Annotated in this window: 25 protein-coding genes; 12 read left to right on the forward strand and 13 right to left on the reverse strand. The window is 69.6% G+C overall.

Annotated features, from left to right (window positions below; all coding sequences use genetic code 11):
* Positions 1 to 97 precede the first annotated feature (97 nt).
* Positions 98 to 844, reverse strand: coding sequence for a pirin family protein (locus HHUB_RS09455; protein WP_059057371.1), 747 nt, complete (start codon positions 842 to 844; stop codon positions 98 to 100).
* Positions 845 to 989: 145 nt separating this feature from the next.
* Between HHUB_RS09455 and HHUB_RS09460 the strand changes: the two genes are divergently transcribed.
* Entirely contained in the window at positions 990 to 2,480 is a 1,491-nt protein-coding gene (locus HHUB_RS09460; RefSeq protein ID WP_059057372.1) for an aldehyde dehydrogenase family protein, read from the forward strand.
* Between the two features lie 33 nt (positions 2,481 to 2,513).
* Here the strand turns inward: HHUB_RS09460 and HHUB_RS09465 are convergent, their stop codons facing one another.
* The 4 genes from HHUB_RS09465 to glpA are packed head-to-tail and all read right to left on the reverse strand — an operon-like array spanning position 2,514 to position 8,327.
* On the reverse strand, positions 2,514 to 3,947 hold the full coding sequence (locus HHUB_RS09465; RefSeq protein WP_059057373.1) for a hypothetical protein: 1,434 nt from the start codon (positions 3,945 to 3,947) through the stop codon (positions 2,514 to 2,516).
* A 48-nt stretch (positions 3,948 to 3,995) separates the two neighbouring features.
* The gene (locus HHUB_RS09470) at positions 3,996 to 5,363 is read right to left on the reverse strand and encodes an anaerobic glycerol-3-phosphate dehydrogenase subunit C (protein WP_059057374.1); all 1,368 of its coding nucleotides are present in this window, start codon (positions 5,361 to 5,363) and stop codon (positions 3,996 to 3,998) included.
* Positions 5,360 to 6,634, reverse strand: coding sequence for a glycerol-3-phosphate dehydrogenase subunit GlpB (gene glpB / locus HHUB_RS09475; protein ID WP_059057375.1), 1,275 nt, complete (start codon positions 6,632 to 6,634; stop codon positions 5,360 to 5,362). The genes HHUB_RS09470 and glpB overlap by 4 nt, the downstream gene beginning before the upstream one ends.
* Complete coding sequence (glpA, locus tag HHUB_RS09480) at positions 6,624 to 8,327, reverse strand: anaerobic glycerol-3-phosphate dehydrogenase subunit GlpA (RefSeq protein ID WP_059057376.1); 1,704 nt, start codon at positions 8,325 to 8,327, stop codon at positions 6,624 to 6,626. The genes glpB and glpA overlap by 11 nt, the downstream gene beginning before the upstream one ends.
* Positions 8,328 to 8,623: 296 nt before the next feature.
* Between glpA and glpK the strand changes: the two genes are divergently transcribed.
* The 4 genes from glpK (at position 8,624) to HHUB_RS09500 (ending at position 12,948) form a co-directional block, all read left to right on the forward strand.
* Positions 8,624 to 10,156 carry a glycerol kinase GlpK gene (gene glpK / locus HHUB_RS09485; protein WP_059057377.1) on the forward strand — a complete coding sequence of 511 codons (1,533 nt, stop codon included), beginning with the start codon at positions 8,624 to 8,626 and terminating at the stop codon, positions 10,154 to 10,156.
* A gap of 2 nt (positions 10,157 to 10,158) precedes the next feature.
* Positions 10,159 to 11,229, forward strand: a complete 1,071-nt coding sequence (locus HHUB_RS09490; protein ID WP_059057378.1) for a hypothetical protein — start codon at positions 10,159 to 10,161, stop codon at positions 11,227 to 11,229.
* 67 nt (positions 11,230 to 11,296) lie between these two features.
* Positions 11,297 to 12,466 (forward strand): Cdc6/Cdc18 family protein, encoded by a 1,170-nt coding sequence (locus HHUB_RS09495; RefSeq protein WP_059057379.1) that lies wholly within the window; start codon positions 11,297 to 11,299, stop codon positions 12,464 to 12,466.
* A 2-nt stretch (positions 12,467 to 12,468) separates the two neighbouring features.
* Positions 12,469 to 12,948, forward strand: coding sequence for an FKBP-type peptidyl-prolyl cis-trans isomerase (locus HHUB_RS09500; RefSeq protein ID WP_059057380.1), 480 nt, complete (start codon positions 12,469 to 12,471; stop codon positions 12,946 to 12,948).
* Here HHUB_RS09500 and HHUB_RS09505 read toward each other — a convergent pair whose 3' ends face one another.
* Both HHUB_RS09505 and HHUB_RS09510 read right to left on the reverse strand, forming a co-directional pair.
* Positions 12,949 to 14,091, reverse strand: a complete 1,143-nt coding sequence (locus HHUB_RS09505; protein ID WP_059057381.1) for a hypothetical protein — start codon at positions 14,089 to 14,091, stop codon at positions 12,949 to 12,951.
* On the reverse strand, positions 14,088 to 15,317 hold the full coding sequence (locus HHUB_RS09510; protein ID WP_059057382.1) for a poly-gamma-glutamate biosynthesis protein PgsC/CapC: 1,230 nt from the start codon (positions 15,315 to 15,317) through the stop codon (positions 14,088 to 14,090). The genes HHUB_RS09505 and HHUB_RS09510 overlap by 4 nt, the downstream gene beginning before the upstream one ends.
* Positions 15,318 to 15,451: 134 nt before the next feature.
* On the opposite strand from HHUB_RS09510, the gene HHUB_RS09515 reads away from it, so the two are divergent.
* Positions 15,452 to 15,793: a hypothetical protein gene (locus HHUB_RS09515; RefSeq protein WP_059057383.1), complete on the forward strand. Its 342-nt coding sequence runs from the start codon at positions 15,452 to 15,454 to the stop codon at positions 15,791 to 15,793.
* Between the two features lies 1 nt (position 15,794).
* Here the strand turns inward: HHUB_RS09515 and HHUB_RS17635 are convergent, their stop codons facing one another.
* On the reverse strand, positions 15,795 to 15,899 hold the full coding sequence (locus HHUB_RS17635) for a zinc-ribbon domain-containing protein (protein WP_394329531.1): 105 nt from the start codon (positions 15,897 to 15,899) through the stop codon (positions 15,795 to 15,797).
* Between the two features lie 26 nt (positions 15,900 to 15,925).
* Entirely contained in the window at positions 15,926 to 16,276 is a 351-nt protein-coding gene (locus HHUB_RS09520; RefSeq protein WP_059057384.1) for a lycopene cyclase domain-containing protein, read from the reverse strand.
* 74 nt (positions 16,277 to 16,350) lie between these two features.
* Between HHUB_RS09520 and HHUB_RS09525 the strand changes: the two genes are divergently transcribed.
* Positions 16,351 to 17,493 carry a CBS domain-containing protein gene (locus tag HHUB_RS09525; protein WP_059057385.1) on the forward strand — a complete coding sequence of 381 codons (1,143 nt, stop codon included), beginning with the start codon at positions 16,351 to 16,353 and terminating at the stop codon, positions 17,491 to 17,493.
* A 208-nt stretch (positions 17,494 to 17,701) separates the two neighbouring features.
* Here HHUB_RS09525 and radB read toward each other — a convergent pair whose 3' ends face one another.
* Positions 17,702 to 18,406 carry a DNA repair and recombination protein RadB gene (gene radB, locus HHUB_RS09530; RefSeq protein ID WP_059057386.1) on the reverse strand — a complete coding sequence of 235 codons (705 nt, stop codon included), beginning with the start codon at positions 18,404 to 18,406 and terminating at the stop codon, positions 17,702 to 17,704.
* Positions 18,407 to 18,479: 73 nt separating this feature from the next.
* Between radB and HHUB_RS09535 the strand changes: the two genes are divergently transcribed.
* The gene (locus tag HHUB_RS09535; protein ID WP_059057387.1) at positions 18,480 to 19,202 is read left to right on the forward strand and encodes a hypothetical protein; all 723 of its coding nucleotides are present in this window, start codon (positions 18,480 to 18,482) and stop codon (positions 19,200 to 19,202) included.
* A 144-nt stretch (positions 19,203 to 19,346) separates the two neighbouring features.
* The gene (locus tag HHUB_RS09540; protein ID WP_059057388.1) at positions 19,347 to 21,572 is read left to right on the forward strand and encodes a CDC48 family AAA ATPase; all 2,226 of its coding nucleotides are present in this window, start codon (positions 19,347 to 19,349) and stop codon (positions 21,570 to 21,572) included.
* Between the two features lie 137 nt (positions 21,573 to 21,709).
* On the opposite strand, the gene HHUB_RS09545 is transcribed toward HHUB_RS09540, so the two are convergent.
* Together HHUB_RS09545 and HHUB_RS09550 are read right to left on the reverse strand one after the other, a co-directional pair.
* Entirely contained in the window at positions 21,710 to 22,639 is a 930-nt protein-coding gene (locus tag HHUB_RS09545; RefSeq protein WP_059057389.1) for a DMT family transporter, read from the reverse strand.
* Between the two features lie 154 nt (positions 22,640 to 22,793).
* Positions 22,794 to 23,165 carry a 30S ribosomal protein S8e gene (locus tag HHUB_RS09550; protein WP_059057390.1) on the reverse strand — a complete coding sequence of 124 codons (372 nt, stop codon included), beginning with the start codon at positions 23,163 to 23,165 and terminating at the stop codon, positions 22,794 to 22,796.
* An 87-nt stretch (positions 23,166 to 23,252) separates the two neighbouring features.
* Here HHUB_RS09550 and HHUB_RS09555 point away from each other — a divergent pair, with 87 nt between their 5' ends.
* Entirely contained in the window at positions 23,253 to 23,699 is a 447-nt protein-coding gene (locus HHUB_RS09555; RefSeq protein ID WP_059057391.1) for a DUF2240 family protein, read from the forward strand.
* Positions 23,699 to 24,076, forward strand: coding sequence for a hypothetical protein (locus HHUB_RS09560; RefSeq protein ID WP_059057392.1), 378 nt, complete (start codon positions 23,699 to 23,701; stop codon positions 24,074 to 24,076). The genes HHUB_RS09555 and HHUB_RS09560 overlap by 1 nt, the downstream gene beginning before the upstream one ends.
* Here HHUB_RS09560 and HHUB_RS09565 read toward each other — a convergent pair.
* Positions 24,070 to 24,507, reverse strand: coding sequence for a hypothetical protein (locus HHUB_RS09565; RefSeq protein ID WP_059057393.1), 438 nt, complete (start codon positions 24,505 to 24,507; stop codon positions 24,070 to 24,072). The two genes, HHUB_RS09560 and HHUB_RS09565, sit on opposite strands and share 7 nt — an antisense overlap.
* A 107-nt stretch (positions 24,508 to 24,614) precedes the next feature.
* On the opposite strand from HHUB_RS09565, the gene HHUB_RS09570 reads away from it, so the two are divergent.
* Positions 24,615 to 25,517, forward strand: a complete 903-nt coding sequence (locus tag HHUB_RS09570; RefSeq protein WP_059057394.1) for a Vms1/Ankzf1 family peptidyl-tRNA hydrolase — start codon at positions 24,615 to 24,617, stop codon at positions 25,515 to 25,517.
* The last annotated feature ends 24 nt before the right edge of the window (positions 25,518 to 25,541 follow it).

Here is a 25,541-nt window from a genome sequence, read left to right on the forward strand (position 1 = left end):
ATCCGTGCTCCCCGAGGAAGAAACTTACCATCAGGTAAAAGCCGGCAGTTCCTGCCGAGGCGGCGCGCCGAGGAGCCAGCGACGGCGGTGCGGCCGTTCAGAGGACGAACGGGCCGCGCTGCTGAATCGGCTCGTCGTGTGGCCGGCCGGCGACCGCGACGACGCGGAGGTCGGCGTCGGTGCGGAGTTCGACCGCGGTCTCGTCGGTGACCGGGAAGACGTCGCCCTCGCCGAACGCGTCTCCGGCAACGGTCCCCTCGCCGGCGACGCCGTAGACGAAGCCCGTCCAGTCCTCGGGGACCGTCCACTCGTACGCGTCCGACACGCGCACGTCCAGATACTCCATGGGCGTGTGCAGCGAGAGCGGCGAGTCGTCGCCGACGACGGTGGTCACCGTCGCGCCGTCGTGTTCCTCGGTGGGCAGGTCGGCCTGCGTGGCGTCCACGTAGTCGGGGTCGACCTCCTTCTTCTCGCGCGGGAGGTTCACCCACAGCTGGAGGCCGTTGCAGCCGCGGCCGCCCGCGGGGAACTCGGAGTGGCGGATGCCGCTGCCGGTCGTGATGCGCATCGCCTCGCCCTCCTCGGCGACGTTGCTGACGCCCAGCGAGTCCTCGTGGTCCATCCCGCCGTCGATCATGTACGAGACGATTTCGAAGCCGCGGTGGGGGTGCATCGGGAACCCCTGGTCGGGGTCGATGTAGAACCGCTCGAAGAGGACGAACGGGTCGAGGTGCTCGGGGTGGTGGCTCGTCGGGAACGCGCGATTCGAGTTCACGCCCGTTCCGTGTCGCACTCGCTCGCCGGGGACGGGGCCGTCGGTCGTCGACGCGTCGTTGGCGGTCATGTCTCACCGTTGTTTACCAGACAGTAAAACACGTCGGATGGGAGCGGCGCTCTCCCACTCCCGGAGTTGTTCGCTGGCTGTGAATCGGCGGATGTCACTCCATCCCGCCCGCTTTTACCTCGTTCTACCGTCTGGTAAAACGCAGATGACAACCGACCTGTCCATCGACGCCGACTGGAGCGCGCAGTACATCGACGGCGAGTGGGTACCCGCCGAGAGCGGGGAGACCATCGCCGTCGAGGACCCCTCGACGCGCGAGGTCGTCGCCGACGTCCCCGCCGCGACCGAGAGCGACGTCGACGCCGCCTACGAGGCGGCCGCCGAAGCCCAGGAGGAGTGGGCGGAGGCCCCGCCCGCGCAGCGCTCGGCGGTAATCCAGCAGTTCCTGCAGGCCCTGCAGGAGCACTCCGAGGACGTCACCAGCCTGCTGGCCCACGAGGTCGGCGGCTCCCAGATCATGGGCGAGACGTCCATCCAAATCGCCTCCGACCACGCCGGCGAGGCCGCCACGCTCCCCCGACGCATGAAGGGCGAGCACGCCGACTCGAACATCCCCGGCAAGGAGAACATCGTCGAGCGCGGGCCGAAGGGTGTTGTCACGGTCATCTCGCCGTGGAACTTCCCTCTGAACCTGAGCGCGCGAGCGGTCCTGCCCGCCATCGCCGCCGGGAACAGCGTCGTCCTCAAGCCCTCCACGAACTCCCCCATCACGGGCGGCCTGCTGTTCGCGAAGCTCTTCGAGCAGACCGACCTCCCCGAGGGCGTCGTGAACGTCGTCACCGGCCGCGGCTCCGACATCGGTGACCGCGTCGCCAGCCACCCCGAGAGCGACGTCGTCTCCTTCACCGGCTCCACGGAGGTCGGCCAGCACGTCGCCGGCCTCGCCGGCGAGAACCTCGCCGTCCCGGCGATGGAGCTCGGCGGCAACAACGCGTTCGTCGTCGCCAGCGACGCCGACGTGGACCGCGCCGTCGACGCCGCGACATTCGGTTCGTTCGTCCACCAGGGGCAGGTCTGCATCTCCATCAACCGCCACATCGTCCACGAGGACGTCTACGACGAGTACGTCCGGAAGCTCACCGAGCGCGCCGAGGAGCTGGCCGTCGGGAGCGCCCACGAGGGCGACACCGTGGTCGGCCCCATCATCGACGAGTCCCAGCGCGACGAGATGCTCGAATACGTCGAGCAGACCGTTGACGCCGGCGCGACGCTGGAGACCGGCGGTGAGACCGCCGACGTGGAGGGCGTCGAGGACTCGCTGGTCGTCAAGCCCACCGTGCTCTCCGGCGTGACCAACGACATGGCAGCCGCGTGCAACGAGCACTTCGGCCCCATCGCGCCCGTCATCCCGTTCAGCGACGTGGACGAAGCCGTCGAAATCGCCAACGACACGAAGTACGGCCTCTCCGGCGCCGTCCACGCGGGCGACCTCTCGGTCGCGAAGGACATCGCCGGCCGCATGGAGACCGGCAACGTCCACATCAACGACCAGCCCATCAACGACGAGGCCCACGTGCCGTTCAGCGGCATCGGCGCGTCCGGCGTCGGCGAGTACAACAGCGACGCGTTCCTCCGCGAAATCACGGAGACGAAGTGGATTTCCATCCAGCACGAGCCCCGCGACTACCCGCTGTAAGCGGCCAGCCCGGAGTCGCCGGGTCTCATCGAATCACTCCCACCAGCGGCCGTCGCGGTCGTCGTTCTGCCCGTCGAGCGGCTCGGGGAACTCCCCGTCCTGCGCGCCGAACGCGTACGCCAGCCAGTAACCGACGTGCCACGCGACGCTGTCCTCGTCGGCGTTCGCGGTCGTAATCTCGGCCTCGGTGTAGTATTCGAGCGCGTCGTCGGCGTCCGTGCTGTACCCGCGGACGCTCCCGCAGGACCCGCCGCCGTAGCCGTCGCCGCACGCGGACCCGTCGTCGGAGACCGTAATCACGATGTCCGCCGCCGACGCGTTCTGCGTGCGCGCGAACGACGGCGTCTCGGCCGCGAAGAACCCCTCCGCGCCGGACTCGAAGTACCCCAGCGCGGCGTCGACCTGTTCCTGCTCGAACTCCGTCGGCTCGCCCTCGACGGCCACGGAGACGTTCGTCGTCCGCCACGGGTACGCGACCGTCCGCGCGTCCGGAATCGGGAGCCGCGTCGCGTCCGACGTCGCGTTCATCAACGGCATCGGCGCCTGCCCGTGGAGGCGGCCGTGCAGGTGGCCGAACTCGTGTTTCAGCGTCTCCAGCGTGCTCTCGTCGGTGTACCCCGTCTCGATTTCGATGGTCTCCTGCTCGTAGGTCCGGTCGTGGACGCCGAAGACGGGCGCGCAGCCGAGAATCGAGGTTCCGGACTCGACGCCGCACGAGGTGACGTTCGGCTCGAACCGGACGACGACGTCGGGGTTCGACGCGTTCGGCGCGACGCGGAAGTCCGCGGTGTAGTTCTTCGTCACGCCGTCTCGCTCCCAGTAGGCGACGGCCTGCTCGACGAGCGGCGTCACGTTCCGCGAAGCCGCCGTCTGGTCGACGCTGACGACGACGGGGCCGGGTTCGGGCCACGGGTCGCGGTTCGCGGGGTTGGACAACTCGGGGAAGTCCGCCGGCTCGTCGCCGTCCGAGACCGAGAGCAGTCTCGCGAACGCGCGCGTCGCTATGCGCTCGGTCGCGTTCGCCGTGTACCCACCGGCCAGTTCGACCGTCGACGTCCCCTGTTCCGTCTCGCCACTATCGTACGTGTCCGTACACGAGTAGAACGTCCCCGTGCTCGTCTCCCCGCCACAGACTTGGAGTCGCGAGGTGTACTCGACGACGACGTCGGGATTCGACGCGTTCCGCTCGAACGAGAGTTCGACGTCGTACGCGCTGGCTGCGGCGTGGTCGTTCCAGTACGCCGTCGCGCGCCGGACCGCGGCGACGTACCCCGGGTCAGTGTACGCCCCGGTCTGGACGGCGACGGTTAGCTGCTCGGACTGCCACGGATTCGCGGGGCCGGTCGTCGTCTCGACGGTCGTCGCGTCACTCGTCTCCGCTGCGTCCGTCGTCGCGCCCGGATTCGCCTGTCCGCCACACCCCGCGACGAGTAGCAGGGCCGCGACGACGAGGACACGCGCTCGCATACGGCACGCGTTCGCGCCCGGAAGCAAAGTCTCTCCGGTAACTCGCCCTCACGCGACGACCGCTGCTTCCAGCAGTTCCAGCGGGTGCCGGACGTCGTAGCCGGTGCCGTGCTCCATCTGCATCGCGCACGTCGGGCACTCGGTCATCCCGGTCTCGCCCTCGGCGGCCTCCATGTGGTCGAACATCTCGTCGCCGATTTTCATGGAGGTCTCGTACTTCTCGGCCTTCCAGCCGTACGTCCCGGAGATGCCCGAGCAGGAGTCCCCCACGTCTTCGACGCCGACGCCGTCGAGGTCGCCGAACAGTTCGACGGCCTGCCGGTCCAGCCCCTGATTGCGGGCGTGGCAGGGCGCGTGGTACGCGAACTCCGCGGCGAGGTCGTCGCCGACGTCGGCGTCCGCGAGCTCGCCTTCGAGGTCCTCGTGGATGCGGAGGTACTCCACGGACTCGAACGTGTTCGCGGCGACGTCCTCGATGCCGTCGATGTCGAACAGTTCGGGGTACTCCTGGCGAATCGCCATCGAGCACGACGTGCAGGAGGCGATAGCGTCGTAGCCCTCCTCCACGAGGTCCGCGAACGACGAGACGTTCACTTCGGCGTCGCGGCGCGCGTCGTCGAGCATCCCGTTGGCGAACATCGGCGTGCCCGAACAGCCCTGCTCCGGGACGACGATTTCGTAGCCGAAGTGCTCGTAGACGCGCACCAGCGCCTTCGCCACCTCCGGGGTGTTGTACTCGGCGTAGCAGCCGTGGAAGTACGCGACCTTCTTGTCGGCGTCCCGGGGTTCGCCGCGGCGCTCGCGGGCCTCGCGGGCGCGCTCCTTCGAGCCGGCGGCGCCGCCCTGTGCGGCCCACCACTCGGTGAACGTCTCCGTGGCGAAGTCGGGGAACTCGCGCTCCCCGGTGACGCCCAGCAGTTTCTCGCCGAGCCAGCGCGCCGGCCCGAAGTTCGCGGCGGCGTTCGCGAGCCGCGGCACCTTGCTCGCCAGCCACGCGGACTTCCGGTAGTTCGCGAGCAGGCGGTTGCGGACGTACTCCACCGAGAGCTTGTCCATTTCCTCGCTGACGTACTCGCCGCGCGCGGTGTTGTGCATCTGGGAGAGCCCCACGCCCGACGGACACGCGTTGTCACAGCGCATGCAGTTCGAGCAGTCCATCACCGAGTCGTCGACGCTGTGGTCGTCGTCGCGGCGCTTGAGCCGCCACTGCTCGGGCCCCTGGAACTTCGGCCCGGGGAAGTCGTCGTCGACCTCCGCGACCGGGCAGTTGGTGTCGCACGTCGAGCACTTGTAACAGGAGTCCGCGCCCGGGCGTAGGTCGAAGTCGTCGCTGTCGTCGAAGACGTCCACGGGCTCGAAGTCCTCGCCGGCGTTCGGTGCCACTGGGTCGAAGTCGGTGGATTGGCTGTCGCTCATCGTGTCTCCTCCGCTGCCGCGCGGCCGGCCGCGTACCCGGTCGCAATCGAGACCCCCGAGCCGGACTTCTCGGCGGCGAAGTCGTAGCCGCCGAGCACGCTCCCGGCGGCCCGCAGGTTCTCGAACTCGGTGCTGCCGTCCGCTGCCTCGGGTCGCAGTTCGTCGTCTGTCGCGACGCCGAACCGCGCGAACTGGTGGTCGCCGAACGCGTCGTCGGCGAACCAGTCATAGCGGTCGTCGGCGTGCGCGACGTGGCAGTCGAAAATCGGTTCGTAGACGCCTTCGCGGTCGGACTCCACGCCCTTCCCGACGAGCCCGCCGGTCGCGAGCACGTACTGGTCGGCGGCGTTCGGGATGCACGCGCTGTTCTTCTCGACGTACACCCGCTCGATGCGGTCGCCGCCGTCGTAGTCCACGACCGGGTTCCCGGTCTCGATGCTGACGCCCGCGTCGTCGAGCGCGTCGAACAGCGCGTCCTCCAGCCGCAACCCCGGCAGCGAGGGTGGCCCCATCGGCACCTCGAAGACGGCCACGCCGAGTTCGTCGGCCAGCGACTCGCGGACGCCCGCCGCGTCGTCGTCGCCGAGAATCGCCGGGAAGCCCACGCGCTCCTCGCCGTCGAGTTCGGCCGCCACGCGCTCCGCGAGCGCGGCTCGGACTGACTTGTCGCGACCGTCCACGGGCACCGCGCTGTTCGCGTCGAGGAGCTTCGCGTACCGCGTGACCTTCGCGTCCGCGCGCAGGTCGCCCGGGAACTGAATCGTCGCGCCGCGCACGTCGAAGGGGACGCCGGCGGCGTCGAGGTGCGCGGCGGCCTGCGGCGCGTCGAAGTCCGGCATCGCCGCGAAGCCCACGAGGAGCGCGTCGCGATCGTCGCTGGCGACGCCGGCGCTCGCGCTGTCGGGATAGCGCGCGGTCGGCTTGACGGTGCCGCCGTGGGTCGGCACGAGCGCGTTCGCGTCCGTGTGGTCGCCGCGGTAGCGGGGCGCAGCGTCGTCGAACAGCGCCAGCGCCTCGCGGACCGTCTCCACGCCGACGGTCCGGTAGGGGTGTGACTCCGGCAGGTCGGGAATCGCGTCGAAGGGGTCGGCGAGCGGGCCGTCCCCGTCGGGCGTGTAGCCGAGCACGTCCACGAGTCCCGAGGCGTGCCGGAGCGTGCTCTGCTTGTAAGAGACCAATCGGGTGTCCGCGCCCGCCCGCGCCGCGGCGAGCGCACTCGTCAGCCCCGCGAGCCCGCCGCCGACGACGAGGACGTCCGACTCAATCGCCACGGTTCCCTCCGTCCGTTCGGGCCGCGTCGGGACCGCCGTCGAAGGCGGCGAAGTCCACGCCGTCGCCGTCGGCGGGGTCGCTGTCGCGGTTCTGCGTGGTCGCGTGCAGCGCGTAGTTCAGCATCGCCTGCGAGAGCTGTTCGCCCCAGAGCGCGTGGCGCTGGCCCTTCCAGCGCTCCTGCAGGAGGTCGTCCCACGCGCGCCGCGTGGTCTCCTCGTCGTACTCCCCGTGGAGTTCGCTGGCCATCCGGTGCGCGCAGAAGCCGCCCTGACAGTTCCCCATCGAGGCCCGCGTGCGGATGCGGACGGCGTTGAGGTCGGAGCCGGACTGCTCGATGGCGTCCTGCAGCTCCGCGCGCGTGACGCCCTCGCACTCGCAGACCACGGGGTTCGGCGCGTCGGTGTCGAGCACGTCGTCGGCGCGCGACCCGAGGCGTTCGACGCTGCGCCGGCCGATTGGCGAGCGCAGGCCGAACTCGTCCATGTAGTCGCGGAGCACGGAGAACTCCTCGCTCCCCGGGAGGGGGGCGTCGGCGGTCCGGCACTCCGCGTCGACGCCGAAGTGCTCGCAGACGTGGTCGGCGACCGACTCGGCCATCATCCGGTAGGTCGTGAGCTTCCCGCCGACGACCGTCGTCATGCCGGGGAGGGCGTCGCGGTCGGCGTGGTCCAGCAGGAAGAAGTCCCGCGTGATGTCCGTCGGGTCGTCGCTGCCGACGTCCGGCGGCTCGTACAGCGGGCGGACGCCCCAGAACGACCGCACCGTCCGCGCCTCCGCGAGCATCGGCACCAGCTCCGAGAGCGTGTCTATCAGCTCGTCGACCTCCCACTGCTCCTCGGGGTAGTCCTCGGGATCGTCGACTTCCACGTCGGTCGTCCCGAGGATGGCCGTCGTCTCGTGGGGGACGACGATGTCGGCGTCGCCCTTCGGCCGACAGCGGTTGACCACGGTGTCCACCTGTCGGACGTTCATCACGGTCATCACCCCCTTCGAGGGACGGACCGCCACGTCCACGCCCGCCATGTCGCCGATGCGGCCCGCCCACGCGCCCGTCGCGTTCACCACGTGGTCCGCGCGAATCTCCTCGGTGCCGCCCTCGGTCCCGTGGACGTGCTTGCCGGGGCCGGAGTCGTGTTCGACTTCGAGGCCGACGACCTCGCCGCCCTCCACGAGCAGGTCCGTGACCGTGGAGTGCGTCTCGACGCGCGCGCCGTGTTCCTGCGCGCTGGCGGCGTTCGCCACGACCAGCCGGAACGGGTCCACGGCGGCGTCCGGCACGGCGATTGCCTTCTCGACGTCCCGGGCGAGGTGGGGTTCCATCTCGCGGGCTTCCTCCCCGGAGACGACCTCCGCGGGGATGCCGCAGTCCTCACAGCCCTGAAGTTTCTCCTGGAAGTACTCCTCGGAGTCCTCGGGGCGCTTGACGAAGAGGCCGCCGGTCTCCTCGACGCAGTGGCTCGCGATGTCCCGGAGCACGCGGTTCTCCGCGATGCACTCGCGGGCGCTCGCCTGGTCGGCGACGGCGTACCGGCCGCCGCTGTGGAGCAGCCCGTGCATCCGGCCGGTGGTGCCGTGCGTGAGGTTGCCCTGTTCGACGAGCGTCACGTCGAACCCGCGCATCGCGAGGTCGCGGGCGATGCCGGTGCCCGTCGAACCGCCGCCGACGACGGCGATGTGTGGTACCGATGCCATCTGTGTTCGGGTTCGACACCCACGCACTTTATTTTATCGTAGAATCCGATCCCACAGTAAATTTGAGTGCGTTCGGCCCGCGAACCGGGGGCGTAGCGCGTTCGACGCGGTAGAATCCCTCGGGCACTACCCCACACAGAACCCCCATCCGGCCGTCGTGACGGTGTCGCGGCAGAGAGACGGCTCTTTACCGCCGATTCCTTACCCACAGTAACATTTATTATAGTTCGTTCTTATTTACTGCCAGAGCGGCGAAGTCGGTAAACTAATCGGCCGCCACACGGAGCACCCAACCCATGTCAGACACCTACGTCGGCTCGATAGACCAGGGGACGACCGGGACCCGCTTCATGGTCTTCGACCACAGCGGGCAGGTCGTCGCGAACGCCTACGAACAGCACGAACAGATCTACCCCGAACCCGGCTGGGTCGAACACGACCCCGTCGAAATCTGGGAGAACACGAAGTCGGTCGTCACCGAGGGTCTCGACGCCGCCGGCCTCGACGCCACCCAACTGGAGGCGCTGGGCATCACGAACCAGCGCGAGACCACCGTCGTGTGGGACGCCGCCAGCGGCAAACCCGTCCACAACGCGCTCGTCTGGCAGGACCGCCGCACCACCGACCGCGTCGAGGAACTCGAAGCCAACGGCGACATCGAGGAGATCCGCGAGAAGACCGGCCTGGAGGCCGACGCGTACTTCTCCGCGACGAAGACCGAGTGGATTCTGGACAACGCCCAGCCGCTGAAGCTCCAGACCTCGCGCACGCAGGACCTCCGCGACCGCGCACGCGAGGGCGAACTCCTGATGGGCACCATCGACGCGTGGCTCATCTACAACCTCACCGGGAACCACGTCACGGACGTCTCGAACGCCTCCCGGACGATGCTGTACAACATCCGGGAGCTGGAGTGGGACGACGACCTGCTCGCGGAGTTCGACGTCCCCGCCGAGATGCTGCCGGAGGTCCGGCCGTCCTCCGACGAGGACCTCTACGGCCACACCGATCCGGACGGCTTCCTCGGCGCCGAGGTCCCTGTCGCGGGCGCGCTCGGCGACCAGCAGGCCGCGCTGTTCGGGCAGACGTGCTTCGACGAGGGCGACGCCAAGAACACCTACGGTACCGGCTCGTTCTACCTCATGAACACCGGCAACGAGGCCGTCGAGTCCGACCACGGCCTCCTCACCACCATCGGCTTCCAGCGCTCGGGCGAACCCGTCCAGTACGCGCTGGAGGGGTCTATCTTCGTCACGGGCGCCGCCATCGAGTGGCTCGAAGACGTGGACCTCATCAACAACGCCGCCCAGACCGCGGAGCTCGCGCGCTCCGCCGAATCGACCGACGGCGTCTACATGGTCCCGGCGTTCACGGGGCTCGGCGCGCCCCACTGGGACGGCCGCGCCCGCGGCACCATCGTCGGGATGACCCGCGGCACGGAGAAGAAGCACATCGTCCGCGCGACGCTGGAATCCATCGCCTACCAGACGCGGGACATCGCGGAAGCGATGGAGGCCGACTCCGGCGTCGAGACCACGTCGCTGCGCGTGGACGGCGGCGCGGTGAAGAACAACTTCCTCTGCCAGCTCCAGTCGGACATCATCCAGACGAACATCGTCCGCCCGGAAGTGGACGAGACCACCGCGCTCGGGTCGGCGTACGCCGCCGGCCTCGCGGTCGGCTACTGGGACGACGTGGACGAACTGCGCTCGAACTGGCAGGTCGACCGGCAGTTCGAACCCGACATGGACGAGTCGAAGGCCGACAAGATGTACGGCCGGTGGGACGACGCCGTCGAGCGCTCGCTGGACTGGGCGCAGGAGGACTGACCATGTACGGGATTGTCCAGATTCCGGTCGTCGGGATGGAAGCCGAGCCGTTCGCCGTCCTCTTGATTACGGCGCTGGCGGGCGGCGCGTTCGGCGCGGCGCTTGGCGCGCTCCCGTCGTTCATCTTCACGGGGTTCGTCGTCTTCCTCGGGGAGGGACTGGCGATTCTGGAACGCCAGATCGGCACCGTCGAGGCGGTGCCGAAGGGCGAAATCGCGACCGGGCTCACGGGCGTCATCGGGTTCGGCGCCATCACCGGCCCGCACATCGCGTTCGCGGGCGGCGTCGCGGCCTCCGCGTACGCCGGCAAGAAGTACCCCGAGATGGCGCCCGACGGCGACGAGTACCACTTCGGGAAGGACATCTCCTACGCGTTCGGCACGAAACCCGACGTACTCGCGGTCGGCGCGGCGTTCGGCGCGCTCGGGCTGCTCGTCAGCCGCGTCTCCAGCGGCCTCGGCGTCCCCACGGACGGCATCGCGCTCTCCGTCGTCGTGACCGCGCTGGTCGCCCGGGTCGCCTTCGGCTACCCGCTGCTCGGTCGCCCCGCGGGGTCGGGCTTCCTCGACATGACGCCGTTCGAGCGCGGCGAGAAGCGCGCCGCGACCGACGGCGGCACCGCGAGCGCGCGGCTCGCGACCGAGCCGTGGCTCCCCCACCAGTACCAGTGGTCGGGCGTCACCGCCATCGGGCTCGTCGGCGGCGTGCTCGCGGGCTACATCTGGCTGGAGACCGGGAGCGTCTTCATGGGGTACGGCATCTCCGCGATGAGCCTGCTGTTCCTCCAGCTGGGCGTCGAGAAGATTCCCGTCACCCACCACATCACGCTGCTGGGCGCGGTCGGCGCGGCCGTCGGGCTCCCCGTGTTCGGCAGCGAAGCCGTCGCACTGCTCGCCGCCGGCGCGCTCGGCGGGGTCACCGGCCTCGTCGGCGAGGTCGCCCAGCGCGTGTTCTACTCGCACTCGGGCACGCACGTCGACCCGCCCGCGATGGCCATCGCCGTCGTGATGTTCGTCGTCGGCGTCCTCTACCTGCTGGGCGTCCTCCCGAACGCGGGGTATCTCGGGCTCTGAACCACCCCAACCCCGGTCCTTTTTACTACGTGGTTGGTACCGTGGATAACGAACCCCACCCTACGCCATGGACATCGACGCGCGAATAAAGCGGCGACAGCGCCGGGACGACGGCCCGCGCCTCGTGCAGGACTACGAGGCGCTGGCGCCGGTCACGCACCTCGACGAGCCGTCGGGCCGCGGGCCGGTGCTCGAACGCCTGCTGGACCACCTCGACCCGGTGTTCGACGGCCGCCTCCCGCCGAACGCGTACGTCCACGGCCCCCGCGGCTCCGGGAAGACCGCGGTCGTGACCGCGCTGTTCGGCCACCTCGAACGACTGTCCACGCAGACGCAGTCGGTCATCTACACGAGCACGCGCGCCGGGTCGCCGAGCGCGCCGGGCTTCGTCTACGTGGACGCCCGCGAGACGCAAAGCGAGTTCGCGTTCTACCACCGCGTGCTGGACGCCCTCGTGGACGAGCGCGTCCCCGAGCACGGCATCGGCACCGACGAGATTCGCGACCGGCTCCACGAGCGCGTCAGCCAGTCGCGGGGCGGCGTCGTCGTCGGCGTCGACCACGTCGGCGCGCCCGACGACACGGACGCCGACCGCCTCGTGGAGCTGTTCGCGGGCCTGCCGAGCAACGCCAGCTGGCTCGCAATCGGCCGCACCCCGCCGGCGGAGACGGCGCTCGCGGAGTACACCGCGACGACGATTCGCGTCGAACCCTACCGCCGGCAGGTGCTCGTGGACGTGTTGATGACGCGCGCGTCCACGGGGCTCGCCCAGCAGGCGCTCACGCACGAGCTCGCGCGCCGCATCGCGGACTGGGCGGACGGCAACGCCCACGACGCGCTCGCGGCGCTGTTCGTCGCGACCGACCGCGCGAGCCGCGACGGCCGCGACCGGCTCACGCCCGCGGACGTCGAGGCGGCGATAGCCGAAATCCCCGACCCGTCGGTGTCGCTGGGGCGCGTGCTCGCGCTCCCGGAGAACAAGCAGCTCGTGCTCCGGGAGCTGGTGGACCTCGACGCCGACGAGCGGGCGTCCGTGACGGCGACGACGGACGCCATCAGCGCGGCCGTGGACCTCTCGGCGGGGACGGTCAAGCGCTACCTCTACGAGCTCGCGGAGAGCGGCGTCGTCGAGCGCGTACAGGCCGAGCAGCGCGAGGGGAAGGGACGGCCGCCGAGCCGCGTGGAACTGCGGTTCCCGCCGACCGCGTTCCGCCGGCTGTACGACCTCCGGCAGTGACGATGACAGGACCCATCGAACCCGGCGACCGCGTGCGCCTCGCGTACGTCGGCCGCTTCGAGAACGGGAGCGTGTTCGCGACCTCGGACCCCGAGGTCGCCGCCGAACACGGCCTCCCGGAGGCACAGGGCAAGGAACGAGCGGAGTTCGAGCCGCTGGCGTTCACCGTCGGCCGCGGCGACGTCATCGAGGGCCTCGACGACGCCGTCGTGGGGATGCGCGACGGTGAGGAGGCGACGGTGACGGTCCCGCCGGAAGCGGCGTACGGCGACCACGACCACGAGCGCGTGCGCGAGTACGACCCCGAGACGTTCGAGGGGATGGTCGGCCAGCCGCCGGAAGTCGGGCTCCACGTCGAAGCGGAGAACGGCCTCCACGGGGACGTGACGGCCGTCACCGACGACCACGTCGCCGTGGACTTCAACCACGAACTCGCGGGGAAGACGCTGATTTTCGACGTGCGCGTGCTCGCCGTCGACTGACTACTCGACGGCGCGCCCCTCGATTTCGGCGTCCAGCGCGCGCATGAACGGGTGGACGGTGTTCCCCATCAGGTAGACGGGGTGGCCGTGGTCGAGGCACGCGTCCAGCACCGCTTCGGGCGCGTCGGCCTCGTGGTCGTGGTAGACGACGTCCGCGGTCGTCCGCCGCGAGAACATCTTCGCGTGCGAGCCGGCGACGTGGACACGGTCCACGAAGCCGTTGTTGGCGAGCCAGTTCGCGTAGTGGACGAACGCCGCAGTGCGGCCGGCGCGGTCGCGGCGCAGGAACACGAACGGCGTAATCGTGGAGTCCCTGAGCCGCTCGACGAGGTGCTGGCGGAGCAGCTCCGTGGACTCGACGTCGTTCATCATCGCGCCGTTGCAGACGAGCCCGCCGCCTTCCAGTCGCGTCCACGACCAGCCGCCGCGGAGGTCCTCGACGTACGACGCCAGTCGCCCGGGGTCCAGCGGGTCGAGGCCGAGCGCGCGCAGCGTCTCGTCGACGACGAACGCCGAGCGCGCGCCGAAGACGTCCCCGACGGGGTACTCGGGCCGCGGCTCCGCCACGCTGAACTCGATGTTCTGGTCGCGGAACTCGCGGCGGAGATAGTCGTTGATGGCGTCGTTTCGGTCGCCGCTGACGACGTGTGCGCCCTCCGGGACGGTGCGCGTGAACGCGCGAGCGATGTCCGGGAGCGTGGCGCCGAGCGTGGACTGGTGGTCACGGCGGACGTTCACCAGCACGACGACGTGGGGGTCAAACAGCTCGTTGGCGAGCCGCGTGGTGTACTCGCGGATGCCCTGATTCTCGGCGACCACGGCGTCCACGGGCCAGAACTCGCGGAGCTCGCGCTCGTTCTCGTAGAGCCGGACGACGCCGTCGCGCTCGAACTCCTGCGCGTCGAGGTCGTGGTAGGAGACGTGCTCGTTGCCCGTGACCTTCGCGTACGTTTCGAGGCCGCGGGCGACCAGCGCCTCGTTGAGCCACCGGACGACCGTCGACTTCCCGCGGACGCCCGAGACGGTCACCCGGCAGGGAACGTCCTCGACGCGCTCGAAGTGCGAGCGGCCACGGGTCGCGAAGTCGACGGCTCGTCGCGCGGTTCCGGCGAGTCGCTGGGCGAGGGTGGGGTCGTCGCTCATCTGTCCTCGTCCTCCGTGGCGACCAGCGGGGAGTCGCCGACGTCCGCGTCCGCTTGCGCGTCCGCGAACACGGACTCGCGGGCGAACGTCTCGGCGTCCGGCGTCGCGCGTTCGAGGTCGAAGAGGTCCCGGACCGCGAGCACGACGAGGGCTGCGCCGACGGCGAGGTAGCCGACGCCGGGGCCGGCGCTGAACGGGTCGAGACCGCTCGCGGGCACGTCGACGAACGCCAACAGGACGACGTAGAAGACCACGAACAGCGCCGCGGAGACGCGGATGCTGGCGGCGCGGTTCTTCGGCGCGACGCGGTGGAGGTTGTACGCGCCGATGCCGGTGAACAGCCCGACGAAGAACAGCGTGATGCCGGGCGCGGGGACGGGCCGTGTCAGGCCGACCGCCGCCGAGTACACGAGGCCGGTCACGAGGCCGACCGCAAGGAGGTTCCGCCCGTACAGCAGTGACGCCCAGTGGACGAGCGAGACGACGAAGAAGACGGCCGTCGCGCCGAGGGCGTACACGACGACGGTGTCGGCGTACCGGACGGTGAACACGGCCAGCAGCGGCACGAGGATAACGCCCGCGAGCCGGAGGTCGTAGCGCTCGCGGACGGCCTCGTAGACGGAGACGTCCGCGAGCAGAATCGCGACGGTCAGCCACTGCGGGACGACGTGCGGCGTGGGCTCGCCGACGGGCGCGAGGCCGAGACACGAGACGACTTCGCTGGTCGGCAACAGCAACACCGGAGGGACGCACGGGTGAGCGGCGGCGAGCGCGTAGACGGCGGCGAGCCCGAACCCGACGAGGCCGACGTACGCGGCGACCATGCCGAGCAGGTCCGCGCGGCGGTCGCGGGGGTCGAGGCGCATCAGGTTGTACGCGGCGATGCCGGGGAAGATGCTCCCGACGATTTCGGCGTCGTAGTAGACGACACCGGGGACGAGTTCGGACGCGGCGACGACGGTGACGACGGAGACGAGCGCGCCGACGACGACGCCGACGAGGAACACGCGCCGGCCGTGGTTGAGCGTGTACTCGCGGAGCGCCCAGAGCGCGCCCCACGCGGCCGCGGTCGCGACGGCGAACACGACCGGCGTCACCGGTTCGCGGAAGGTGTAGACCACCAGCAGCGGGAGGACCATGACGCCGCCGAGCCGGTAGCCGCTGGACTGGGAGACGGCGGCGGTCACGCAGATGCCGAGGACCATGATGGCGGTTGCGGCGAGCATCGGGAGACTGGAGCGTGGCGACTCTCACTACGCGGGATGCGAGTTCCACACGTCAATCTACCGGCTGACGACCGCCCGTGGGAACGCCGCCCACGGGACGCATCGCTTATCGTGCTCGCGAGCCCCGTTCCGGTATGGGCATCGAGGCGCCGGGGACGGTCCTGACGGTCAGCCACGACGACGGCACGGACACGACGAGCGAGTTCGACGTCGAGCGGCTGCCGACCCGGGAGGCGGCTTACGGCGCGGTCTACGAGTCCCGGAGTCTCGACCTCGACGCGCCGCCCGCGGACGCTGACGCGACGCTGACGGTGCGCGGCGACGCGGGGTCGTACTCGGTACCGTGCCGCGTCGTCCGCGAGCTGCGCCGCGTCAACCCCTGGGACAGCGAGGTCTACGTGCGCGTCCCGCGGGACGCCTCGACGCCGTTCGACGAGGCGCGCTTCCGGGCCGTCCTCGGCGCGGACGAAGACTGAGTCAGTCTTCCAGTGGTGCGCCGCAGTCCGGGCACTCCTCGTCGACGACGGTCACCTGCGCGTCGCAGTCCGGACAGAACGCCAGCCAGCACGCGCGGTCTCCCATGGTGAGTGATAGCACGGCCACCGACTTCAGTCCTGTCCGTGGATGGTCTCGTGGAACGCGACGACGAGCGCGGGCACGACCACCATGAAGATGTGCTCCTCGACGGGGATGCCGAGGAAGTCCACGCCCGTGCGGAGTTGGATGGCGAACACGCCGATGGTGAGGGTGTACCAGTCCCAGACGTACGCGACTGGGTACAGCGCGGCGACGGTGACGCCGGCGCGGCGGAGCGCGCCCGCCCGATAGAGGAGGGCGAACGCGAGCGCGCCGAACGCGACCTCGGAGGCGAGGTACGTGTACGGGCCGAAGACGGCGCCGACGTCAGGAACGCCAAGCGGTAGCACGACGCACGCTACGTGCTCGACCACCAAAACCATGGGAGGGAATCCGGGATTCTGAGGGCCGCAACAAGGTTGAAGGCGCTGGTCCGAGACGTTCCACTTGAAGGCCCATGGATATCTCTGACATCGCGACCAACGACTACATCGAGGTCGAAGCCGAACAACGACTGGGGAAGGCCCGCTCTATCTTCGAGGAGGAGAACCCGAAAGGCATCATCGTCACCGAAGCCGGCCAGTACGAGGGCGTCATCACGGAGCGCCAACTGCTGGGGTCGCACATCGAGGACGACACGCGCATCGCCGCGCTCACCGTGCCCGCGCCGAAGGTCGACCGCACCGAGGACGTCCGCGACACCGCGCGGATGCTCGTCGAGGGCGGCACGAAGATCGCGCCCGTCTTCGAGGCCGGCGAGCTCTGGGGCATCGTCACCGAGGACGCCATCCTCGAAGCCGTCATCGACAGCCTCGACGCGCTCACGGTCGGCCAAATCTTCAGCGAGAACGTCATCACCGTCGAGGAGGACGACAACATGGGCACCGTCATCAACCGGCTCCGCGAGCACGGCATCTCGCGGCTGCCGGTCGTCGACGAGGACGGCTTCCTCACCGGCGTCGTCACCGTCCACGACGTCGTGGACTTCGTGGTCCGCGACATGTCCAAGACCACCCGCGGCGACCGCAGCGGCGAAGTCGAACGCATGCTCGACCTCCCGGTCTACGACGTGATGTCCAGCCCCGTCGAGACCGTCACAATCGACGACTCCGTGCAGGACGCCGTCGAGACGATGCTCGAAGACGACTACTCGGGGCTGGTCGTCACGCCCGCGGACGACGACCGCGTCGTCGGCGGCGTGCTGACGAAGACGGACGTGCTGCGCGCGCTCTCCTACACCGAGGAGGAGCGCATGGACGTCCAGATCACGAACATCGAACTGCTGGACGCGCTCACCCGCGAGGAAGTCCAAGAGCGCATCGAGGACGTCGCGAACAAGTACAGCGACATGAACGTCCACCACGCGCACGTGCGACTCCACAAGCACAAGGAGAAGCTCCGCGGGACGCCGCTCATCCAGACCCAGATTCGGCTCCGCACCAACAAGGGTCAGATGGCGGGCACCGGCGAGGGCTACGGCGCTGACAACGCCTTCTACATGGCGCTTGACACCCTCGAACGCAACGTCCTCGAACACAAGGGCGTCGAGCGCGACGAGGAGTACAAGGGCCAGCTCCTCCGGAAGCTGAACCAGCTCTAAAACGCACTTTTTGCTGTGGGAGGGCGGCTTCGCCGCCCTCCCGGGCAAAAACTTGCGGAAAAAGCACTCCTCCTTCGCTCCACTCCGTTCCGCTCAGTCGTCGGCCCGCGCTCCCTTCGGTCGCGCGGTGAACCGCTCGCCTCGGGTCTGTCAGACCACTCGGCTCGCGGATGCTTGTGCGATAATCTAAATGGGCAGAGTCGGGCAGTCAGTACTGGTCGCTCTCGACGCCCTCGATGCCCGTGTCCGTGATTTTGAAGCGGGCATGTTCGCCCTCGGGCTTCGAGCGGTGCTTTTCGAGGGTGGCGCGGCGGTTGCCGCCGCGGAAGCGGTCCACGCGCATCACGACGCCCGTCCAGTGGTTGAGCGTGTGGCCGCCGAGCGGGCGGACGCGGTCGCTGTCGCTGTCCACGTCCGTGAACACCTGATTGGTGACGACGACCGCGAGGTCGTGCTTGCGCGCCAGCGACAGCAGGTGCGTAATCTGGTCGGCGACCCGGCGGAGCGCGTCGCCGCCGTCGTCGGCGTCGCGTTCGAGGCGGTAGAAGCCGGTTGCGGAGTCCAACACGACGAGGTCCGCGCGCTCGGCGAAGTCCGCGGCGTCGCGGACGGCTTCGGCCTGCTCCTCGAAGTCGTGGGCGTCCGAGAGGACGATGCGGCTGGAGGCGTCCTCGGGGTCGTCGGCGCGCGCCTGCAGGAGCTGGTCGAAGCGCTCGACGGAGAGCCCCTCGGTGTCGATGTAGACGGCCGTGCCGCCGCTGGCGGCGACCTCGACGGCCGTCGAGAGCGCGACGTTCGTCTTGCCGGCGGCCGGCGGGCCGTAGACCTGCGTGACGGTGCCGCGCTCGACGCCCCCGCCGAGCAGGTCGTCGAGGGCGGCACAGCCCGTCGAGATGTGGGTGTCGTCGCTCACTACTCGCGGGTTGGTCGCTCTCGGGCAAAAGACCCCCGGTGTGTTTTTGGCGCGCGGACGCGCACCTCCAGCCGTGATAGTCGTGGCGACGACGGACTTCGAAGTGTACCACGAGGTCGTCGAGGAGCTACGCGACAGGGACGTGGCGTTCACGACGGCCGAGCCGGGCGAGGCGCTGCCGGAGACGACGGACGTCGTCATCACCGCGGGTGAAGACATCGAGGCGGAGGTGCCGGTCGTGGTGGCGGACGCCGAGCACGCGCGGCAGACCGTCGAGGAGGCGCTCGTCTACCTGCGGGGCGGCGAGGGGCGGACCGTCGTCGGCGTGGACCCGGGGACGCGTCCCGGCATCGCGGTGCTGCGCGGCGGGATGGTCGTTTCGGCGTTTCAGGTGCCGATCGAGCGGGCCGCGGAGGTGGTGCGCGAGGAGGTCGCCGGGGAGGACGACGCCGTGGTGCGCGTGGGGGACGGCGCGCGACTGGAGGGCGCGCGCATCATCGACGCCCTCGACGACGTGCGCGTGGAACTCGTCGACGAAACGGGGACGACGCCGTACCTCGGGTCGGGGGCGCGCGGCATGGGCGACGTGCTCGCGGCGGCGAACATCGCGCTGATGGCGGGCGAGGAGATCGAGGGCCGGACCATCGAGCCGACGGAGGGCGAGATTCAGGTCATCAAGAGCCGCTCGCGGGAGGAGAGCGAGGAGAACCGAACCATCACGGAAAAGCTGGCGCGGCGGGTCGCGCGCGGCGAACTCACGCTGGAGGAAGCGCTGGAGAAACACCGCGAGGCGTGACCGGCTCCGGTTCCGGCAGAACGAACGGGAGACGGCACGCCTTTCTGCCTTCGTGTGTTAGTCGTTGACAGCCACGGTGAGGTGTGGCGGAAAGTACTTCCGTTACGACGCCGGATTCGCACACATCCGCCGTAGCCTCCAATCATGAACGAAGTCCAACTTGAGGTGGCGAAAGCCTACCCGAACGACTCGGGCAGGGGTATCGCTCGCCTCGACCCCGACACGCTCCTGCACCTGAAGCTCAGCCCGGGAGACATCATCGAAATCGAGGGTGCCGAGACGACCGCCGCGAAGGTCTGGCGCGCCGACCGGCAGGACTGGAACACCGACACCATCCGCATCGACGGGTTCACGCGACAGAACGCCGACGTCGGCATCGGCGAGCGCGTCAAGATCCGGAAGGCCGACGCCGAGAAGGCCGACCGGCTCGTGCTCGCACCGCCGGAGGACGCAAGCGTCCAGTTCGGCAGCGACGCCGCCGGTATGGTCAAACGTCAGATTCTCAAGCGCCCGGTCGTCTCGCGGGACATCGTGCCCGTGATGAGTAGCACGAACCACCCGTTCATGCGCTCGCCCGGGCAGGCCATCCCGCTCATCGCCGTCGAGACCGAGCCGGAGGGCGTCTGTCTCATCACGGAGGACACGGACGTCGAACTCCGCGAGGAGCCCATCAGCGGCTTCGAGCGCACCGGCGGGGGCATCACCTACGAGGACATCGGGGGCTTAGAGAACGAGATTCAGCGCGTCCGGGAGATGGTGGAACTCCCGATGAAACACCCCCAGATTTTCCAGAAGCTCGGCATCGAGCCGCCGCAGGGGGTGTTGCTGCACGGCCCGCCGGGCACCGGGAAGACGCTGCTGGCGAAAGCCGTCGCCAACGAGACGTCGGCGAGCTTCTTCTCCATCGCTGGCCCCGAGATTATCTCCAAGTACTACGGGGAGAGCGAACAGCAACTCAGAGAAATCTTCGAGGACGCCAAGGAGGACTCGCCCTCCATCATCTTCATCGACGAACTGGACTCCATCGCGCCCAAGCGCGAGGACGTCACCGGCGAAGTCGAGCGCCGCGTCGTCGCCCAACTGCTGACGATGATGGACGGCCTCGAAGGCCGCGGGCAGGTCATCGTCATCGCGGCGACCAACCGCGTGGACGCCGTCGACCCCGCGCTCCGACGCCCGGGCCGCTTCGACCGCGAAATCGAAATCGGCGTCCCCGACGAGGTCGGCCGCGAGGAGATTCTGAAGATTCACACCCGCGGCATGCCGCTGTCCGACGACGTGAACCTCTCGTCGCTCGCCGACGACACCCACGGCTTCGTCGGCGCCGACATCGAGAGCCTCACGAAGGAGGCGGCGATGCGCGCGCTCCGGCGCTACCTCCCCGAAATCGACCTCGACGAGGAGGACATCCCGCCGAGCCTCATCGACCGCATGATCGTCAAGCGCGACGACTTCAAGGGCGCGCTCAACGAGGTCGAACCCTCCGCGATGCGGGAAGTCCTCGTCGAACTCCCCAAGCTGTCGTGGGACGACGTCGGCGGCCTCGACGAGGCCAAAGAGGACATCAAGGAGGCCGTCGAGTGGCCGCTCAATCAGCCCGAGAAGTTCACCCGCATGGGCATCGACCCGCCCGCCGGCGTGCTGCTGTACGGCCCGCCCGGGACGGGGAAGACGCTGATGGCGAAAGCCGTCGCCAACGAGACCAACGCCAACTTCATCAGCGTCCGCGGCCCCCAGCTGCTCTCGAAGTGGGTCGGCGAGTCCGAGAAGGCAATCCGGCAGACGTTCCGGAAGGCCCGCCAGGTCTCCCCGACGGTCATCTTCTTCGACGAGCTCGACAGCCTCGCGCCAGGCCGCGGGCAGGAAGTCGGGAACAACGTCTCCGAGCGCGTCGTTAACCAACTGCTGACGGAGTTGGACGGCCTCGAAGAGATGGAGGAAGTGATGGTCATCGCCGCGACCAACCGCCCCGACATCATCGACCCCGCGCTCATCCGCTCGGGGCGCTTCGACCGCCTCGTTCAGGTCGGCCAGCCCGACGTCGAGGGCCGCGAGCAGATTCTGAAGATTCACACCCAGGACATCCCGCTCGCGCCCGACGTCAGCCTCCGCGAACTCGCCGAGGTGACGGACGGCTACGTCGGCAGCGACCTCGCGAACATCACCCGCGAAGCCGCCATCGAAGCGCTCCGCGAGGACGAAGACGCCGAAGAAGTCGAGATGCGGCACTTCCGCCGCGGCATGGAGGACGTCCGCCCCACCGTCACGGAAGACCTCATGGACTACTACGACCGCGTCGAAGAACAGTTCAAGGGCAGTCAGAACCCCGAGACCAGCCGCGAGAAGGGCGGCCACATCGGGTTCCAATAGTACCTTTTTACTTCGGAGGGGCGCCTGCGGCGACCCTCCTCGCAAAAAGCTACGCTAAAAACTTCCCGCGAGCCGGAGGCTCGCGGTGAAACGCGCGGCTCCGCCGCGCGTATGCTTTTCGTTACCCTACAGCACAGCTACGCCGCCGCGCTCACTCGCTGGTAGACGCGGCCGAGTTCCTCCCGAACGACCTGTCGTTCGAGGACGGCGACGCCGGTGACGACGACGAGGAAGCCGACGGCGGTGGAGGGAGTGACGCCGGTGCCGAACAGAATCCACGACGTGATGGCGGCGAAGATGGGGACGGCGTACGCGACGAGGTTCGTGCGGACCGGGCCGATTCGCCGGATGAGAACGAAGAAGATGGGGTAGGCGACGGCCGTCGAGAGCACGCCCAAGACGAGCACCGCGTAGACGACGGGGGTCGTGACGACGGTGCCGGCAGTGGACTCGCCGAGGCCGACGCTCACGGCGTGGAGAATCGCGGCGCCGAGCGCCATCGCCCACGCGGTCAGCGGGATGCTGTCGAGGGTGGCATCGACGCGGCGCAAGAGGACACTCCCGAGCGCGACCGACGCCGCCGCGGCGAGTACGAGCAGTTGGCCGACGGTCGACCCCGAGGTGAGCGTCTCCGGCGAGGGCTGGACGATGATGGCGACGCCGACCAGCCCGACGGCGATGCCGCCGAGGCTGACGGCGTCGAGGCGCTGGTCGAGGAGGACGAACGCGAACGCGGGCGCGAGTAGGGGATTCAGGCCGTACATCACGGACGCGGCGGCCGGTGTTATCGTCTGCTGGCCGAGGAACAGGAAGCCGTTGTTCCCGGCGATGAGCGCGAGCGCGCCGACCGCGATACCGGCGTAGTCCGCGCGACTCTGGGGCACCCACGTGTCGTAGCGCCACGCGATGAACACCAACAGTAGCGGGACGGCGACGTCGAACCGGAGCGCGGCGAAGAACACGGGCGGGAGCGCGCCCAGTCCGGTCTTGATGGCGACGAACGAGAACCCCCACAGCACGGCGAGCAGGACGAACAGCCCCGCGTGCAGGTAGCGACCGGCGTTCATGGCGACGGAGAGCGTGCGGCAGACATTCGAGTGTGGTCGTGGTACGACGCGGGCGAGGATAAGTTCGGCTGAACCGGCACGACGGCACACTCGCCGGCCCGGCCGCGTTCACCAGCGGCTGGGCGGCGCGAGAAGACGGAGAGAGAAGACGGGATTACTCGACGAGGACCGCGTTGACCTGGCCGTCCTGACCGGGACGGGAGGTGACGCGGGCGCGGCCGGCGTCCGTCTCGATGACGGCGCCCTTCGTGATAATGTTCCGGCGGGCGTAGTTCGGGTTCGCGCCGTTCTCGGCGACGTCCTCGATGGTGGCGCGGACGGCGCCGTCGTCGGTGGCGACGTTGGCGACGTTCGTGGAGAGCGCGCGGACCTTCTCGTTGTCGCCGCGCGCGTCGACGGTGCGGAAGCGCTGGTCGCCGACGGTCGTCTCCGTGGGCGAGCGGCCCGTCTTGGACTTCTTCTTCTTGCTCTGGGGGCGGAGTCGCGCGCCGGTCTTCGAGCGCTTGGAGCGGCCTTGGTATTGCATACCCGGGAAGTGGCGCAGGACGTACTTGAAAGGCTCGGTTGGACGGGAATAGCGGGTTTTACCGGCGTCGCCGCCGTCGCCGTTTCCATGAGCCTCCGGGTCGCGGTCGCCGCGCCGTTCAAGCAGAAGGGCAAGCGCAGGATACCAGAGCAGGCGTTCGTGGTGGCGCTGTCGCTGGACCGCGACTGGATGAGCCCGGACCAGGCCAAGCGCCTGCTGGACGTCGCGACCGGCGAGGGCCTCGTCGAGCGCGAGGACGGCGAGCTGGTCGCGGACTTCGACCCGGAGGACGTCGAGATTCCCGAGGACTTCACGCCCGACGCGTCGCTGTTCCAGGAGCGGTCGGCGTTCGAGCGCGCGCTCGACGCCGTGGTGGAGGCGGGCCACGACCGACAGGAGACGGTCGCGGCCGTGAACCAGCTCCAGCAGGAGCTCGGCGTGACGGCGGACGCGGCGGCGGTCGTGTACGCGCGCCGCCACGGCGTCAACGTGGACGGCGCCGCGGCGAAAGCACGGGAGGAACTCGAAGGATAATGGTCGAGAACACCGAGACGGACGGCAAGCGGCTGGCGGAACTGTTGTCGAGCGAAGTCACCGGCCACGAGAACGCGCCCTACGGCGCGCTCGCGGTGACGAACGCGGACCCGGACGTGGAGCCGACGACGGACGGCGCGCACGCCTACGACGTCGAGCGCGACGGCGAGCGGCTGGCGAGCGTCTACGTCCAGCCCGACCGCGCGCGAGTGGAACTGTACGACGGGCTGGAAGCCGGCGAGCGGCAGGCCGAGGACGGCGGCCTGCGCGCGCGGCCGGTGGGCGGCCAGCCGCCGCGGCTACTCGTGTTCGTGAACACGGGCGCGGAGGTCAAGCGTGCGCTGGACGTGCTGGGGGCGGCGACGGCGGCTCAGTAGGCGATTTCGTCGTACGCGAGTTCGGCGGCGCGCCAGAGCGCGACGAGCACGCCGACCGCGAGCGCGCCCAGCGAGAGGTACAGCCACCCGAGGATTGCGGCGGCGGGCGCGGCGGTGCCGAACTGGTCGTACAGCAGGTCGGGCGCGACGAAGACGCCGGCGGCGGGCAGGACGAACGCGAGCACGGCGAGCACGCCCGCGAGCTTGAGACCGGCGCGCTGTGCGGGCCGGAGGCCGCGCCCCGAGAGGAGCGCGGCGGCGCCGAGCGCGGCGCCGCCGGCGGCCATCGAGAGCGCCGCGAGGCCGAGCGCGAGCCCGACGGGGAAGCCTTCCTGACCGAGCGCCGGCACGCCGACGGCGAGGCCGAACACGACGAGCGCGACGCCCAGCACTGCGAGGAGGACGCGGGCGACCGAGCGGAGGGAGGGCACGAGTGAACTGTGCGAGCGGTCCGGCAAATATCTTGTCACCGGCTCGTCAGGTACGGCCGGCGGCGCGGTGGGAAACGCCTAAGCGGCCGGGACGCCGCCGTCCGTCCATGCTGGACAGACTCCTCGGGCGCGCGTCACTGAAAGAGCGCATCGAGGAACTGGAAGACGAGAGGGAGTCCCTGCAGGCGCAACTGGACGCCGAGAGCGAGCGCCGCAGCGAGGCCGTCCGCGACAGGCAGGAGGCCGAGCAGCGCGTCAACGAACTCGAAGACAAGGTCACGGAGCTTGAGGACCGCGTCCAGCGGCAGGGCGGCGAGGACGGCGGCCCCGAGTTCCGGGGGCGACGCGACCTCCGTGGGGAGCGCCGCGAGCGCGTCGTCGAACTCCTCGACAGCGTCGAGAGCACCGAGGAGGGCGTGCTCACGGCGTACGTGCCGAACGACCCGCCCGAGGACGTGCGGGAGGCGTTCGGCGACCGCGCGCCGCTCGTCGAGCGCGCCGCGCCCTGTCTCGTCGTCCGCGACCGCGAAGGCCTGCTCTCCGCGGCGCTGCGCCCACCGAATCCGCCCGAGGCGTTCGCGACGTGGGACTCCACGGTGCAGGTCGAACGCGAGTGGCTCGCGCCGACCGGACGGTACGCGCTCGCCGTCGTTCGCGCGGACCTGTTCGCGCTGGGTGTCTACGACGCCAATTCCGGTGATGGTCCGCAGCCCGAGCGCGTCCACTTCGAGGGGTTCGAGAGCGACGTGAAGGGCAAGCACTCGAAGGGCGGCTTCTCGCAGGACCGCTTCGAGCGCCGCCGCGAGAGTCAGATTAGCGAACACCTCCAGAAGTGCCAGCGGGCGCTGGAAGGTGTCGAGGCCGAGCGCGTGTTCGTCGTCGGCGAGGGGACGCTGCTGGACGAGTTCGACGCGGACGCCACCGCCGCCGTGGACGCCACCGGGAAGCCCGAGGCCGCGCTCGACGACGCCCACGACACGTTCTGGACGGTGCCGCTGTCGCTGCTGTGACTCGACGGTGCCCGGGTTGCCCGC

The sequence above is a fragment of the Halobacterium hubeiense genome, from assembly GCF_001488575.1.
Classification (GTDB): domain Archaea; phylum Halobacteriota; class Halobacteria; order Halobacteriales; family Halobacteriaceae; genus Halobacterium; species Halobacterium hubeiense.